11 protein-coding genes are annotated in these 14,130 nt (G+C 70.9%); 10 read left to right on the top strand and 1 reads right to left on the bottom strand.

The window, feature by feature from the left end; all coding sequences use genetic code 11:
- Positions 1-15 precede the first annotated feature (15 nt).
- The 10 genes from QZ772_RS07045 (at position 16) to QZ772_RS07000 (ending at position 13,086) form a co-directional block, all read left to right on the top strand.
- A complete protein-coding gene (locus QZ772_RS07045) occupies positions 16-906 on the top strand; it encodes a UPF0280 family protein (RefSeq protein WP_295524300.1) in 891 nt (296 codons plus the stop codon).
- Between the two features lie 24 nt (positions 907-930).
- Positions 931-1,572: an amino acid synthesis family protein gene (locus QZ772_RS07040; RefSeq protein WP_295524298.1), complete on the top strand. Its 642-nt coding sequence runs from the start codon at positions 931-933 to the stop codon at positions 1,570-1,572.
- Between the two features lie 26 nt (positions 1,573-1,598).
- Entirely contained in the window at positions 1,599-2,183 is a 585-nt protein-coding gene (locus tag QZ772_RS07035) for an amino acid synthesis family protein (protein ID WP_076504932.1), read from the top strand.
- A 70-nt stretch (positions 2,184-2,253) separates the two neighbouring features.
- Complete coding sequence (locus QZ772_RS07030) at positions 2,254-3,468, top strand: ABC transporter substrate-binding protein (protein ID WP_295524296.1); 1,215 nt, start codon at positions 2,254-2,256, stop codon at positions 3,466-3,468.
- A gap of 30 nt (positions 3,469-3,498) precedes the next feature.
- On the top strand, positions 3,499-5,454 hold the full coding sequence (locus tag QZ772_RS07025) for an ABC transporter permease (RefSeq protein ID WP_295524294.1): 1,956 nt from the start codon (positions 3,499-3,501) through the stop codon (positions 5,452-5,454).
- A 43-nt stretch (positions 5,455-5,497) separates the two neighbouring features.
- Positions 5,498-6,262 (top strand): ABC transporter ATP-binding protein, encoded by a 765-nt coding sequence (locus tag QZ772_RS07020; protein WP_295524292.1) that lies wholly within the window; start codon positions 5,498-5,500, stop codon positions 6,260-6,262.
- An 895-nt stretch (positions 6,263-7,157) separates the two neighbouring features.
- Positions 7,158-7,892, top strand: a complete 735-nt coding sequence (locus QZ772_RS07015; RefSeq protein WP_295524291.1) for an ABC transporter ATP-binding protein — start codon at positions 7,158-7,160, stop codon at positions 7,890-7,892.
- A 27-nt stretch (positions 7,893-7,919) separates the two neighbouring features.
- A complete protein-coding gene (gene pncA, locus QZ772_RS07010) occupies positions 7,920-8,657 on the top strand; it encodes a bifunctional nicotinamidase/pyrazinamidase (RefSeq protein ID WP_295524289.1) in 738 nt (245 codons plus the stop codon).
- A gap of 8 nt (positions 8,658-8,665) precedes the next feature.
- The gene (locus tag QZ772_RS07005) at positions 8,666-9,157 is read left to right on the top strand and encodes a (2Fe-2S)-binding protein (protein ID WP_295524288.1); all 492 of its coding nucleotides are present in this window, start codon (positions 8,666-8,668) and stop codon (positions 9,155-9,157) included.
- On the top strand, positions 9,154-13,086 hold the full coding sequence (locus QZ772_RS07000) for a molybdopterin cofactor-binding domain-containing protein (RefSeq protein ID WP_295524286.1): 3,933 nt from the start codon (positions 9,154-9,156) through the stop codon (positions 13,084-13,086). The genes QZ772_RS07005 and QZ772_RS07000 overlap by 4 nt, the downstream gene beginning before the upstream one ends.
- A gap of 10 nt (positions 13,087-13,096) precedes the next feature.
- Here the strand turns inward: QZ772_RS07000 and QZ772_RS06995 are convergent.
- Positions 13,097-14,130, bottom strand: a 1,034-nt coding sequence (locus QZ772_RS06995) for a YifB family Mg chelatase-like AAA ATPase (protein WP_295524284.1), incomplete at its 5' end; no start/stop codon positions are given.

Raw genomic sequence — 14,130 nt, 5'->3', positions numbered from 1 at the left:
GCGCCGCAGCGACGCATGCCCGCCCAACGCCAAGCCCTCGATGCCCAGCGCTGGCACTGGCACCACGGTCCCATGGACCTCGTGGTCCAGGCCGAGGGCGAGCCGCGCGCCGTGGCCGAGGCGCACGAGGCGGCCTGGGCGCGCTTCGAAGGCCTGCTGGACGAACTCGTCGCCGAGCTGCCTGCGCTGCGCAGGCCGGTGTCTGAGCATGCGGCCCTGCGTGGGCCCGTCGCGCGCCGCATGCAGGCCGGCTGCCTGCCCTTCCTGCCGGCCTTCATCACGCCGATGGCGGCCGTGGCCGGCTCGGTGGCGCAGGAGCTGATCGCCTTCTACCAGCGGCCGGGCATCGCGCGGGCCTGGATCAACAATGGCGGCGACATTGCGCTGCATCTGGCGCCTGGCACCGAGGCGCGGGTCGGCCTCTATGCGGACCTCGCCCGCTTCGACCCGCGCGACGCCGAGCGCCTGCGCACCGACGGGCAGTTCAGCGTTGCTGCGGCAGACCCGGTGCGCGGCGTCGCCACCAGCGGCTGGCGCGGCCGCAGCTTCTCGCTGGGCATCGCCGACAGCGTGACCATCCTCGCGGCGACCGCGGCGCAGGCCGATGCGGCGGCGTCCATCGTCGCCAACGCCGTCGATGCGGACCACTCTGCCATCGGGCGTCGCCCCGCCAACGAATGCAAGGACGACAGCGACCTCGGTGCGCTGCCCGTCACCGTGCAGGTGCCGCCGCTGCCCCCCAGCGTGGTGCGCGATGCGGTCGAATCGGGCCTGCGCCGTGCTGAGGCGCTGCAGTCGCGCGGCCTTATCCACGCGGCCGTGATCGTGTGCCAAGGCCAATGGAGAGTGCTGTCGGCACGGAACCAGACCCTGGCGGCGCCGTCCGTTGGTTCAGTATTTGCTTAACGAATCGCACACCCTTTCACCACGATGATCGACATCCGCCGCGTCTTCACCCAGGTCGAGCAGATCCACCACGAGTTCGGCCCGCGCGCCGAGCAGCCGCTGGTGCGCGGTGCCATCGGTGCCGTGCTCGCCAATCCGTTCGCCGGCCGCTACGAGCCGGACATCCTGCCCATGATGGCGCTGCTGGACCCGGTGGGCGTGGACATGGCCCAGCGCCTGCTGGCCGCCATGGACGTGCCACGCGACGCCATCGCCACCTACGGCAAGGGCGCCATCGTCGGTGCGGCGGGCGAGCTGGAACATGGCGCGCTGTGGCATGTGCCCGGCGGCTACGCGATGCGCGAGTTGCTGGGCTGGAAGGGCGACCGTGCCGCCTACACCGCCGGCCAGGGCGAGGCCAAGAGCGGCCAGCCCGGCAACGCGCTGTCCATCGTGCCGTCCACCAAGAAGGTGGGCCCCCCCGGCGCCGCGCTCGATGTGCCGCTCACCAACATCAACGCCAGCTATGTGCGCGGCCAGTTCGATGCCATCGAGGTACGCGTGCCCGGCGCGCCTGCGGCCGACGAGATCGTCTTCATCCTCGCCATGACCACCGGCTACCGTGTGCATGCCCGCGTCGGCGGCCTCAAGGCCGAGGACATCAGCCAATGGAACGGCCTGCGCTGAGGCACCGAAGAGACCAAGGAGAACCCATGCCAGCAGACATCCGCAAACTGATCGTGCAAGTCGACGAGACCCGCAAGGAGATGGGCCAGACCATCGACCCGCCCACGCGCCGTGCCGTCGCCATCGCCGTCATCGCCAACCCTTACGCCGGCCGCTACAGCGAGAACCTGGATGAGCTGATCGCCATCGGCGAAGAGCTGGGCGGCCTGCTCGGCCAGAAGGCCGTGAAGGCCCTGGGCATCGAGCCCGGCCAGGCGCAGAGCTACGGCAAGGCCGCCATCGTGGGCGAGGCCGGCGAGCTGGAGCATGCCGCCGCCATCCTGCATCCCAAGCTGGGCGCGCCGCTGCGCGTGGCGGTCGAAAAGGGCGCCGCGCTGGTGCCCTCGGCCAAGAAGCAGGGCACGCTGGGCACCGCCATCGACGTGCCGCTGGGCCACAAGGACGCCGCCTTCGTGCGCAGCCATTTCGACGCCGTCGAGGCCCGCGTGAGCGATGCCCCGCGCGCGGGCGAGATCGTGGTGGCCGTGGCCGTCACCGACAGCGGCCGTCCGCTGCCGCGCATCGGCGGCCTGCAGGTGTCCGAAATCAAGGGCGTGGACGGTCTTCGCTGAACGCGGCGCGGCTATTCTTCGCCTGCTTCATTTCCCCCGGTTTTCCATCCCTTCCGACGAGGAGTTCCCCATGCAACCCTTCCGCCTCCATTTCGGTGCCGCCGCGGCGCTGGCCCTGGCCGCCGGCACGCTGATGCCGGCCCATGCCCAGAACGTCATCAAGATCGGCGAGGTCAACAGCTACAAGGCCCAGCCCGCCTTCCTGGAGCCCTACAAGAAGGGCATGGAACTGGCCGTGGACGAGATCAACGCCAAGGGCGGCGTCAACGGCAAGAAGATCGAGCTGATCACCCGCGACGACAACGCCAACCCCGGCGATGCGGTGCGCATGGCCGAGGAACTGGTCTCGCGCGAGAAGGTGGACGTGCTGGCCGGCGCCTTCCTGTCCAACACCGGCCTGGCCCTGGCCGACTTCGCCAAGCAGAAGAAGTTCTTCTATCTGGCTGGCGAACCCCTGACCGACAAGATGACGTGGCAGGGTGGCAACCAGTACACCTTCCGCCTGCGCCCCGGCACCTACATGCAGGCCGCCATGCTGGTGCCCGAGGCCGTCAAGCAGAAGAAGAAGCGCTGGGCGTTGGTGTACCCCAACTACGAGTATGGCCAGTCCGCCGTGGCCGCCTTCAAGAACTTGCTGAAGGCCGCGCAGCCCGACGTGGAGTTCGTGACCGAGCAGGCCACGCCGCTGGGCAAGGTCGACGCCGGCAGCGTGGTGCAGGCCCTGGCCGATGCCAAGCCCGACGCCATCTTCAACGTGCTCTTCGGCGCCGACCTGTCGAAGTTCGTGCGCGAGGGCAACACCCGCGGCCTATTCAAGGACCGCACGGTGGTCAGCGTGCTGACCGGCGAGCCCGAGTACCTCGATCCGCTCAAGGACGAAGCGCCCGATGGCTGGATCGTGACCGGCTATCCGTACTACGGCATCAAGACGGCCGAACACAAGGCCTTCCTCGACGCCTACCAGGCCAAGTTCAAGGACTATCCGCGCCTGGGCTCGGTGGTGGGCTACAGCATGATCAAGTCGGCCGCCGCCGGCATCGCCAAGGCCGGCAGCACTGACGCCGACAAGCTGGTCGCCGCCTTCAAGGGCCTGCAGGTCGACAGCCCCTTCGGCAAGATCAGCTACCGCGCCGAAGACCACCAGTCGACCATGGGCGCCTTCGTGGGCAAGACCAAGAACGACGGCGGCAAGGGCGTGATGGTGGACTACGTCTACTACGACGGCGCCGATGCGCGCTTCCAGCCGCCCGCGGCTGAGGTGAAGAAGTCCCGCAGCGCGGACTGACGACTGCTGCCCCCTGAAGAGAGCCTTGCCATGAGTTTTTCCGGCCTGATCGTCCAGCTCCTGAACGGGCTGGCGTCTGCGTCCTCGCTGTTCCTGGTGGCGGCGGGCCTGTCGCTGATCTTCGGTGTGACGCGCATCGTCAACTTCGCGCATGGCTCCTTCTTCATGGTGGGCATCTACGTCGCCTACACCCTGGCCGACAAGCTGGGGGGCGCCGGCTTCTGGGTGGCGCTGCCGCTGGCGGCCATCGCGGTGGGCGTGCTCGGCGCGGTCATCGAAGTCGTGCTGCTGCGGCGCATCTACAAGGCGCCCGAGCTCTTCCAGCTGCTGGCCACCTTCGCGCTGGTGCTGGTCATCAAGGACGCAGTGCTGTGGCTGTGGGGCCCGGACGAGCTGCTGGGCCCGCGTGCGCCGGGCCTGCGCGGCTCGGTGGAAATTCTGGGCCGGCAGTTCCCGGCCTACGACCTGTTTCTGATCGTCGTCGGTCCGGTGGTGCTGGGCCTGGTGTGGCTGCTGCTCACCCGCACGCGCTTCGGCACGCTGGTGCGTGCCGCCACGCAGGACCGCGAGATGGTCAGCGCCCTGGGCGTCAACCAGGCCTGGCTGTTCACAGCCGTGTTCGCGCTGGGCGCGCTGCTGGCCGGCCTGGGCGGCGCGCTGCAGCTGCCGCGCGAGCCCGCCACGCTGGAGATGGACCTCAACACCATCGGCGCCGCCTTCGTGGTGGTGGTGGTGGGCGGCATGGGCTCGCTGCCGGGCGCCTATGTGGCGGCGCTGCTCATCGCCGAGATCAAGGCGCTGTGCATCTGGCTGGGCGTGGTCGAGATCGCGGGCATCGCCATCTCCTTTTCCAAGCTCACGCTGGTGGTCGACTTCCTGGTCATGGCTGCCGTGCTGGTCTGGCGGCCCTGGGGCCTGATGGGCCGGCCGCAGGCGCCCAGCCGCTATGTGGGCATGCAGGAAGAGCCGCTGCGCCGCGCGGGCGGGTCCTATGTGGCTGCCGTGGGCGTGCTGGCCCTGGTGCTGGCCGCCATGCCGGTGCTGACGGCCAGCTCGCCCTACACCACGGTGCTGATGATCGACCTGCTGATCGCGGCGCTGTTCGCGGCCAGCCTGCACTTCATCATGGGCCCGGCGGGCATGCATTCCTTCGGCCATGCGGCGTACTTCGGCCTGGGCGCGTATGGCGCGGCGCTGCTGGCGCGCGCCGCCGGCCTGCCGATGGAACTGACGCTGGTGCTGGCGCCGGTGGTCGCGGGCTTGGGCGCGCTGGTCTATGGCTGGTTCGCCGTGCGGCTGTCGGGCGTGTATCTGGCCATGCTCACGCTGGCCTTCGCGCAGATCACCTGGGCCATCGTCTACCAGTGGGACAGCTTCACCGGCGGCAGCAACGGCCTCACGGGCGTGTGGCCGTCGGAATGGCTCAATGACAAGCGCAACTACTACTGGCTCACGCTGGTGCTGGTGGGCGGGGGCCTGTGGTGGCTGCGGCGCGTGCTGTTCTCGCCCTTCGGCTATGCCCTGCGCGCGGGCCGCGACTCGGTGCTGCGCGCGGACGCCATCGGCATCGACGTCAAGCGCATGCAGTGGGCCGCCTTCGTGGTGGCCGGTGCGGTGGCGGGTCTGGCGGGCGGGCTGTTCGCGTATTCCAAGGGCAGCATCTCACCCGAGACGCTGGCGGTGGGCCGCTCGGTCGATGGTCTGGTGATGGTGCTGCTGGGCGGCATCCAGACGCTGGCCGGCCCGGTGGTAGGCGCCTTTACCTTCACCTGGCTGCACGACATGGTGGCGCGCAACACCGACTACTGGCGCGCCATGCTGGGCGCCATCATCCTGATCCTGGTGCTGCTGTTCCCGCAGGGCATCGCGGGCTCGATCAAGCAGCTGGCCGACAAGTGGCGCGGCCGGCGCGACGACGTGGCGGCCGACGAGGCGGCCACGGCGCCGATGCAGGCCGCGGCTGCGGCAGGGGAGGGTGCGCGATGAACCGACCCTTCAACTTGTTCTTCACCGGCCTGGAGGTGCTCTGATGTCTCTGCTGCATGTCCAGAACCTGGGCAAGTCCTTCGGCGGCGTGAAGGCCGTCGACGGCATCAGCTTCACGCTGGCCAAGGGCGAGCTGCTGGCGCTGATCGGCCCCAACGGCGCCGGCAAGTCGACCACCTTCAACATGGTCAACGGCCAGCTCAAGGCCGACCAGGGCTCCATCACGCTGGACGGCACCGAGCTGGTCGGCAAGAAGCCGCGCGAGATCTGGCGCCTGGGTGTGGGCCGCACCTTCCAGATCGCCGAGACCTTCTCGTCGCTGACGGTGGTCGAGAACGTGCAGATGGCGCTGCTGTCGCACGATGCGAAGCTGTTCGCGATGTGGCGGCGGGCCTGCGACCACAAGCGCGACGAGGCGCTGGCGCTGCTGGACCAGGTGGGCATGAAGTCGCAGGCCGACCGGCCCTGCAGCGTGCTGGCCTATGGCGACGTCAAGCGCGTGGAGCTGGCCATTGCCATGGCCAACGACCCCAAGCTGCTGCTGATGGACGAGCCCACCGCCGGCATGGCGCCCAAGGAGCGCAACTCGCTGATGGCGCTGACCAAGCAGCTGGTGATCGACCGCGGCATGGCGGTGCTGTTCACCGAGCACAGCATGGACGTGGTGTTCGCGTATGCCGACCGCATGATCGTGCTGGCGCGCGGGCGGCTGATCGCCGAGGGCAAGCCGCTGGAAATCCGGGACCATCCGAAGGTGCAGGAGGTGTACTTCGGGTCTGGCAAGACTTTCGAGAAAAAGGCGGCTTGATGTCGGTTGCTGCCGGTTCTGGTGCTGGTTTCGTTCGGGGCGCGCCCTGGCCGGGGCCTGGCCTGGGGCGGCTGCGAGTTCGTCGGTCGGCCCAACGGGCCGACTCCCCTGCGATGCTCGGGCAGCCGGGCCGCGGCATAACTCGCTGCGCTGCCTGCGGCAGCTCCGCTCAGACAAACGCCGCGAGTCAGTTCACGAAGCGGGCCTGTCCTCCGGCAGGCCCGCAGCCCGGCCACCCTGCGCTTCTCGGCGACGCACACGCAGCCGCCCCAGGCCAGGCCCCGCCCAGGGCGAGACACGCTGCGGCCAGTTCCGGCGGTGACGCTGGCGCTTCCGCCTCTGTCTGCGCCCAGGTGCGTGTGCATGTGCGTGCGTCGGCGCGGGCCGTTGCGTTCGCCGCCATCTCCATCCCCATCGGCGCTTCCTCCTCCGCCCCCACCTGCGCCCCGGCCCCGACCTCAGTTCGCGCTGTTGCCTCGCCAGAGGCGCAGGCAGTTGTGCGCCCCATCGAGCGCAACGTATCCGCGCGGTGGGGCTGGGCTGCCAGGGGCGATTTCGGTGGTGGCGAGAAGCGCAGGGCAGGGGGCGGCGCGCGTGCGAAGACACGCGCGCTTCGTGATCTGACTCGTCGCATTTGTCTGAGCGGAGCTGCTGCAGGCAGCGCAGCGAGTTATGCGACGCGCCCCCTGACCGAGCATCGCAGCGGAGTCGATGCGCAGCATCGACCGCCACCGTCTGAGCTCCTGGCAGCCCGGCCCCGCCGCGCCGCCCCCGCCGTTCGTACCGACTGCGCCGCTCCTATCCCCAGTGACGCAGCGAGCACACAAGCCACTGCTGCCGTCTTTCAGACCCCAACGATCCTGACGATCGCCAAGACCCAAACAAGGCCAAAGAAGTGAGCACCCCGCCCGTCCTGCTCGAAGCCAAGTCCCTCTGCGCCTGGTACGGCGCCGCCCAGATCCTCTACGACGTGGACCTGGAAGTGCGCCGCGGCGAGGTCGTCGCCCTCATGGGCCGCAACGGCGCCGGCAAGTCGACCACCCTCAAGGCCCTGATGGGCATGCTTGCCAAGCGCCGCGGCAGCATCCGCTTCCTGGGCCACGACATCTCCAGGACCGAACCGCACCACGCCGCCCGCCTGGGCCTGGGCTTCGTGCCCGAGGACCGGCGCGTCTTCACCGACCTCACGGTCATGGAGAACCTCGAAGTCGGCCGCCAAGCCGGCCGCCAATGGGCCGACGGCGGTGCCGCGCCGCTGTGGACGCCGGAGAAGCTCTTCAAGCTCTTCCCCAACCTCGGCGAGATGCCCGACCGCCCCGGCGGCCGCATGAGTGGTGGCGAGCAGCAGATGCTCACCGTCGCGCGCACGCTCATGGGCAACCCCTACCTCGTGCTGCTCGACGAGCCCTCCGAAGGCGTCGCGCCGGTCATCGTGGAGCAGATGGCCCACATGATCCTGGAGCTCAAGGCCCAGGGCGTGTCTATCCTGCTGTCGGAGCAGAACATGCACTTCGCCGAACTCGTCTCGGACCGTGCTTACGTGCTGGAAAAAGGCCAGATCCGCTACCAGGCCACCATGGACGAGCTGGCAGCCAACGACGAAGTGCGACGGGCCTACCTCAGCGTCTGATTTCCAAACCTGTCCTCGGAGGGACTGATGATGACCATGCTGCGCACCGCCAACCCACGCCGCCATTTCCTGCAGGCCGCCGCCGCCCTCGGCGCGGTCGCCATCGCGCCGCCGCTGCTCGCGGCCGACGCCAGGAAGATCAGCCCCAGCGCCCAGGCCGCGCTGATCGTGGTCGACGTGCAGAACTGCTTCGTCGATGGCGGCACGCTGCCGGTCAAGGGCGGCGCCGACGTGGTGCCCGTCATCAACGCGCTGGCGCCCAAGTTCCAGAACATCGTCGTCACGCAGGACTGGCACACGCCAGGCCACACCTCCTTTGCCAGCGCCCACAGCGGCACCAAGGCCTTCGACAGCATCAAGCTCAATTACGGCAACCAGGTGCTGTGGCCTGACCACTGCGTGCAGGGTACCGACGACGCGGCCCTGCACAAGGACCTGAAGCTGCCCACTGCGCAGCTCATCATCCGCAAGGGCTACAACAAGGGCGTGGACAGCTACTCGGCCTTTCAGGAGGCCGACCGCAAGACGGTCACCGGCCTGGCCGGCTACCTCAAGGCGCGCGGCATCAAGACCGTGTACGTCACGGGCCTGGCCACCGACTTCTGCGTGGCCTGGACGGCGCTGGATGCACGCGCCGCCGGCTTCAACGTCTATGTGATCGAGGACGCGACCCGCGCCATCGACCTCAACGGCTCGCTGGCCAAGGCCTGGCAGCAGATGCAGGCCAAGGGCGTCAAGCGCATCCAGTCGGCCGACGTGGCCTGATTGCGTCCTTGCCCGCGCTCCATCTCACCGTCAACGGCCAGCCCTTCACGGGCGACGTGCCGCGCCAGACCTCGCTGCTGCACCTGCTGCGCAACGACCTGGGCCTGAACGGGCCCAAGTACGGCTGCGGTCTGGGCCAGTGCGGCGCCTGCACGGTGCATGTGGACGGCACCGCGGCCCGGGCCTGCGTCATTCCCGCGCATGGCGTGGCGGGGCGCGCCATCACCACCTTGGAAGGCCTGGGCCGGCGCGGGCACTTCCATCCCGTGCAGCAGGCCTTCGAGGAGGCGCAGGCCGCCCAGTGCGGTTACTGCCTCAACGGCATGGTGATGCAGGCCGCGGCACTGCTCGCGCGTGAGCCGCAGGCGGACGAGGCGCGTATCCGCAGCGAGCTGTCGGGCAACCTGTGCCGCTGCGGGACGCATGTGGAGATCCTGCGTGCCGTGAGCCTGGCCGCCGCGCGGTTCTGCGCAGCGCCCGCACAGGAGGCCGCGCGTTGACCGCCGACCCGCGTCGCGCCGCGCAGCCTCGCACACGCGCCGACTGCCTCGGTGCCGAGGGCGTGCTGGTCGTCGTGCGCAACACGCCGGTTCCGCCGCCGCCGGCCAAGGGCCAGCCCGCCGCCGTGCCCGGCAATCCGGCGGAGGGCGACGAAGTCCTGCTCGCCGTCTGGGACGACGGCAGCGTCACGGCCCTCAACGGCCATGTGGACCTGGGCACGGGCATCCAGACGGCCCTGGCCCAGATCGTGGCCGAGGAACTGGACGTGCCCATGGCCTGCATCGCCATGGCGCTGGGCCACACGGCGCAGGTGCCCAACCAGGGCGCCACCATTGCCAGCGCGTCGATCCAGATCCATGCGCAACCGCTGCGACTGGCGGCGGCGCAGGCGCGGCAGTGGCTGCTGGCGCGCGCCGCCGAGAGGCTCGGCCGGCCGGCGAGCGAACTGACCATCGATGGCGGACGCATCTTGGCCGAGGGTGTGGCGCTGCCCTTCGCGGAGTTGCTGGCCGGCCAGCGCACCCTGCTGCGGCTGGACCCGACCACGCCGCTCAAGCGTCCCCAGGACTACCGCATCGTCGGCACGCCGCAGCCGCGCATCGACATCCCCGCCAAGCTGGCCGGCGAGCTGGCCTTCGTGCACGACATGCGCCTGCCTGGCATGCTGCACGGCCGCGTGATCCGCCCGCCCTATGCAGGCGCGGATCACGGCGATTTCATCGGCAATACGCTGGAGTCGGTGGACGAATCGTCCATCGCCCACATCCCCGGCATCCGCGCCGTGGTCGTCATCCGCGATTTCGTCGGCGTGGTGGCCGAGCGCGAGGAGCAGGCCGAACAGGCCATGCGCGACCTGCGCGTCACCTGGAAGCCCTGGCCCGGCATGCCCGACCTGGCCGGTGCGGGCAAGGTGGCGGATGCCATCCGCGCCAACCCCGCCACCACGCGCACGCTGGTGGACGAGGGCGATGTCGAGGCCGCCTTGTCGGGCGATAACACGCTGCGTCGCACCTATCTGTGGCCGTACCAGCTGCATGCCTCCATCGGGCCTTCATGCGCGGTGGCGCAGTGGGAGCCGGAGGAGAGCGATGACAGCAGGCAGGGCAGCGCCAATGGGCGTGGCGCGGGTGGTGGCCAGGAGGGCGCAGGCCGCGAAGGCGCGCCCAGCCCCGGACCCCGCCCCGTGCGACTGCGCTGCTGGGCCGGTACGCAGAACCCGCATGTGCTGCGTGCGGACCTCGCCCGCCTGCTGGACCTCAAGGACGTCGACGTCGACGTCGTCCGCCTGGAGGCCGCCGGCTGCTACGGACGCAACGGCGCCGACGACGTGGCGGCCGATGCCGCGCTGCTGGCCCGCGCGGCCCGCGCGCCTGTGCGTGTGCAGCTCAGCCGCGAGCAGGAGCACCTGTGGGAGCCCAAGGGCACCGCACAGCTGATGGAAGTGGCCGGCGCGCTGTCGCCCGAAGGCGGCATCGCGGCCTACGACTTCCAGACCAGCTACCCGAGCAACGGCGCGCCCACGCTGGCCCTGCTGCTCACTCGCACCGTGGAGCCGCTGGCCCAGGCCTACGAGATGGGCGACCGCACCGCGCAGCCGCCCTATGCCTACGACCACCTGCGCGTGCAGGTGCGCGACATGGCGCCCATCGTGCGCGCCTCGTGGCTGCGCGGCGTCTCGGCCCTGCCCAATTCCTTCGCGCACGAGAGCTTCATCGACGAGCTGGCCACCGCCGCGGGCGTGGACCCGGTGCAGTTCCGCCTGCGCCATCTGCCCGACGAGCGGGCGCGCGAGCTGATCGAGGCCACGGCGCAGAAGGCCGGCTGGCGCTGGCGCACCGGGCCGCAGGAGGATGCGCATGGCGACCATCCCTCTCGGCCGCCGCAGTCGCGGGTAGGGCCCGGCGGTGATGTCCTTTTCGGTCAAGGCTTTGCGTATGCCCGCTACATCCACAGCAAGTGGCCGGGCTTCGGCGCGGCCTGGGCCGCGTGGGTGGCCGACGTGGAGGTCAACCGCCGGACCGGCGAGGTGCATGTGCGCCGTGTGGTCGTCGGCCACGACGCGGGCCTGACGGTCAACCCGGCCGGGGTCGAGCACCAGGTGCATGGCAACGTCATCCAGACCACCAGCCGGGCGCTGAAGGAGGAGGTGCGCTTCGCGCCCGCCGCGAATCCGGCCGGCAGTGCGGCTTCCCAGCTTCCGGTGAAGACGCCGCTGCCCGGCATGCCGCCGGCCGGCGTGGTCGCCACACGCGAATGGGGCAGCTACCCGATCCTGCATTTCCGCGAGGTGCCGGTCATCGAGGTGCTGCAGATGCCACGCCCCGGCGAGTCGCCGCTGGGGGCTGGCGAGTCGGCGTCGGTGCCGGGCACGGCGGCCATCGCCAATGCCATCTTCGATGCCACCGGCGTGCGGCTGCGCGAGCCGCCGTTCACGCCGGAGAAGGTGCTGGCGGCCCTAGCTTCACTCCCTCCCCCGCTTGGGGAGGGCGGGGGTGGGGGCCGGTCCCCGACGCCGTCGTCTGATGAAGCGCCGCGGCCCCCATCCCAACCTTCCCCCAGAGGGGGAAGGAGCAATACCACGGCGCCCCGCCGCAAGGCCTGGCCGGCTCTGATCGCCGGCCTGCTCGTCGGCGGCATCGGCACCATTGCCGGCCTGCTCGGCTGGCGCCCGGCCATCGCGCCGGTCAGCTTCAGCGCACCCGCCTACAGCGCCCAGACCATCGAGCGCGGCCGCCAGCTGGCCGCGGCGGGCGACTGCGCCGTCTGTCACACGGCCGAAGGCGGCCTGCCCAATGCCGGCGGCCGGGCCATGCACACACCCTTTGGCACGATCCACACGACCAACCTGACGCCCGATGCCGAGACCGGGCTGGGCCGCTGGTCCTTCTCCGCCTTCCAGCGTGCGATGCGCGAAGGCATCTCGCGCGACGGCCGCCACCTGTACCCGGCCTTCCCGTACACCGCCTTCGCCAAGACCAGCGACGACGACCTGCAGGCGCTCTACGCCTACTTCATGTCCCTGCCGGCGGTGAAAGCCGGCGCGCGCGAGGACGGCGGCGCGGCCGTGATGCCGGCCAACGACCTGCGCTTCCCCTTCAACCTGCGCCCCCTCATGGCCGGCTGGAACGGTCTGTTCCACGACGCGACGCCCTATCAGCCCGTGGCCAGCCAGAGCGCCGAATGGAACCGCGGCGCCTATCTGGTCAACGGCCTGGGCCACTGCGCCGCCTGCCACAGCCCGCGCAACGGCTTGGGTGCGGAGAAAGCCGGCACTGACTTCCTGTCCGGCGCGCTGATCGACGGCTGGGAGGCGCCGGCCCTCACCGCCCGGTCCACCAACGCCGTGCCGTGGGATGCCGACGGCCTCTATGCCTATCTGCGCCACGGCCATTCGCCGCGGCACGGCATCGCGGGGGGGCCGATGGCCGAGGTCGTCCATGGCCTGCAGCAGCTGCCCGATGCCGACGTGCGCGCCATGGCCACCTACCTGGCCAGCTTCAACCCGGTGCCTGCGGCCGACCCGCAGGCGCTCGCCGCCGAGGCCGTGCACCGCGCCGCCGCCGGGCAGGGTGCCCTGTTGGGCGCGCCGCAGCGCATGTTCGAGTCCGCCTGCGCCGCCTGCCACCACGACGGCGACGGCCCCACGCTGCTGGGCGCGAACGTGCCGCTCGCCCTGAACAGCCAGCTCACCAGCGCGCGGCCGGACAACCTCATCCGCACCATCCTCGACGGCGTGCGCACGCCGCCCACGCGGGACATCGGCTTCATGCCGGCCTTCCGCGAGGCGCTGGACGATGCGCAGATCGCCGAACTGGCCGGCTACATGCGCGCCCGCTTCGCGCCGCAGGCGCCAGCCTGGGCCGACCTGCCTGCGCAAGTGGCGCGTGTGCGGGCGGCGCCGGGACACGGCGCGCCGACGGGGCGCTGAGGCCGTCGACTCAGGGCGCCGCGCTCAGCGTGCGCCGGTACTGCATGGCTTCGCCGACATGCAGGGCGCCCACGGTCTCGGCGCCGGCCAGGTCGGCGATGGTGCGGGCCACCCGCAGGGCGCGGTGGGTGGCGCGTGCACTCCAGCCCAGGCGTGTGGCGGCCTTCTGCAAAAAGGCAAGGGCGGCGGCATCGGCCCGGACGTGGGCGTCCAGCGCCTGGCCGGCCAACGACTGGTTGGCGCCGCCCTGCCGCTGCACCGCGAGTGCGCGCGCGGCGGCCACGCGCTCGCGCACCGTGGCGCTCGCCTCGCCGGGCGGCGCGCCCAGCAGCTCCCGCGGATCGATGGCCTGCACGTCCACATGCAGGTCGATGCGGTCCAGCAGCGGGCCGCTGATGCGGGCCTGGTAGCGCGCCACCTGGTCGGGCGAGCAGCGACAGGCATGCAGGCGCGAGCCCAGGTGGCCGCAGGGACAGGGATTCATCGCCGCCGCCAGCTGAAAGCGCGCCGGGAATTGCGCCCGCCGCGCGGCGCGCACGATGGAGATGGTGCCGGTCTCCAGCGGCTCGCGCAGCGCCTCCAGCGCGGCGCGGGGGAATTCGGGCAGCTCGTCCAGGAAGAGCACGCCGTGGTGCGCCAGCGAGATCTCGCCCGGCCGCGGCGGCGAGCCGCCGCCCACCAGCGCCACGGCGCTCGCCGTGTGGTGCGGGCTGGCCACCACGCGCTGCATGAAGCGCTGGGGATCGAAGCGGCCGGCCAGGCTGGCGATGGCCGCACTCTCCAGCGCCTCCTGCACATCCATCGGTGGCAGCAGGCCGGCCAGCCGCTGGGCCAGCATCGACTTGCCGGCGCCGGGCGGCCCCACCATCAGCAGGCTGTGGCCGCCCGCGGCCGCGATCTCCAGCGCGCGGCGGGCGGCGGCCTGGCCCTTCACATCGGCCAGATCGGGGCCGGCCGGCGCATTGCCGGGCAGGTCGGGCGGCGCCATGCGCACCCAGCCCGGGCCATCTTCCACCTGGGCCAGCGTGTCGGGCGGCAGAAAAG

The organism is uncultured Pseudacidovorax sp., assembly GCF_913773995.1.
In the GTDB taxonomy this organism is placed as follows: Bacteria; Pseudomonadota; Gammaproteobacteria; order Burkholderiales; family Burkholderiaceae_C; genus Xenophilus.
Note: the sequence above shows the minus strand (reverse complement) of the source record. Positions and strands in the feature narration are given on the sequence as shown.

Coding starts and splice junctions, on each gene's coding strand:
- QZ772_RS07045 (WP_295524300.1), top strand. CDS start 16: ATGCCCGCCCAACGCCAAGCCCTCGATGCCCAGCGCTGGCACTGGCAC.
- QZ772_RS07040 (WP_295524298.1), top strand. CDS start 931: ATGATCGACATCCGCCGCGTCTTCACCCAGGTCGAGCAGATCCACCAC.
- QZ772_RS07035 (WP_076504932.1), top strand. CDS start 1,599: ATGCCAGCAGACATCCGCAAACTGATCGTGCAAGTCGACGAGACCCGC.
- QZ772_RS07030 (WP_295524296.1), top strand. CDS start 2,254: ATGCAACCCTTCCGCCTCCATTTCGGTGCCGCCGCGGCGCTGGCCCTG.
- QZ772_RS07025 (WP_295524294.1), top strand. CDS start 3,499: ATGAGTTTTTCCGGCCTGATCGTCCAGCTCCTGAACGGGCTGGCGTCT.
- QZ772_RS07020 (WP_295524292.1), top strand. CDS start 5,498: ATGTCTCTGCTGCATGTCCAGAACCTGGGCAAGTCCTTCGGCGGCGTG.
- pncA (WP_295524289.1), top strand. CDS start 7,920: ATGATGACCATGCTGCGCACCGCCAACCCACGCCGCCATTTCCTGCAG.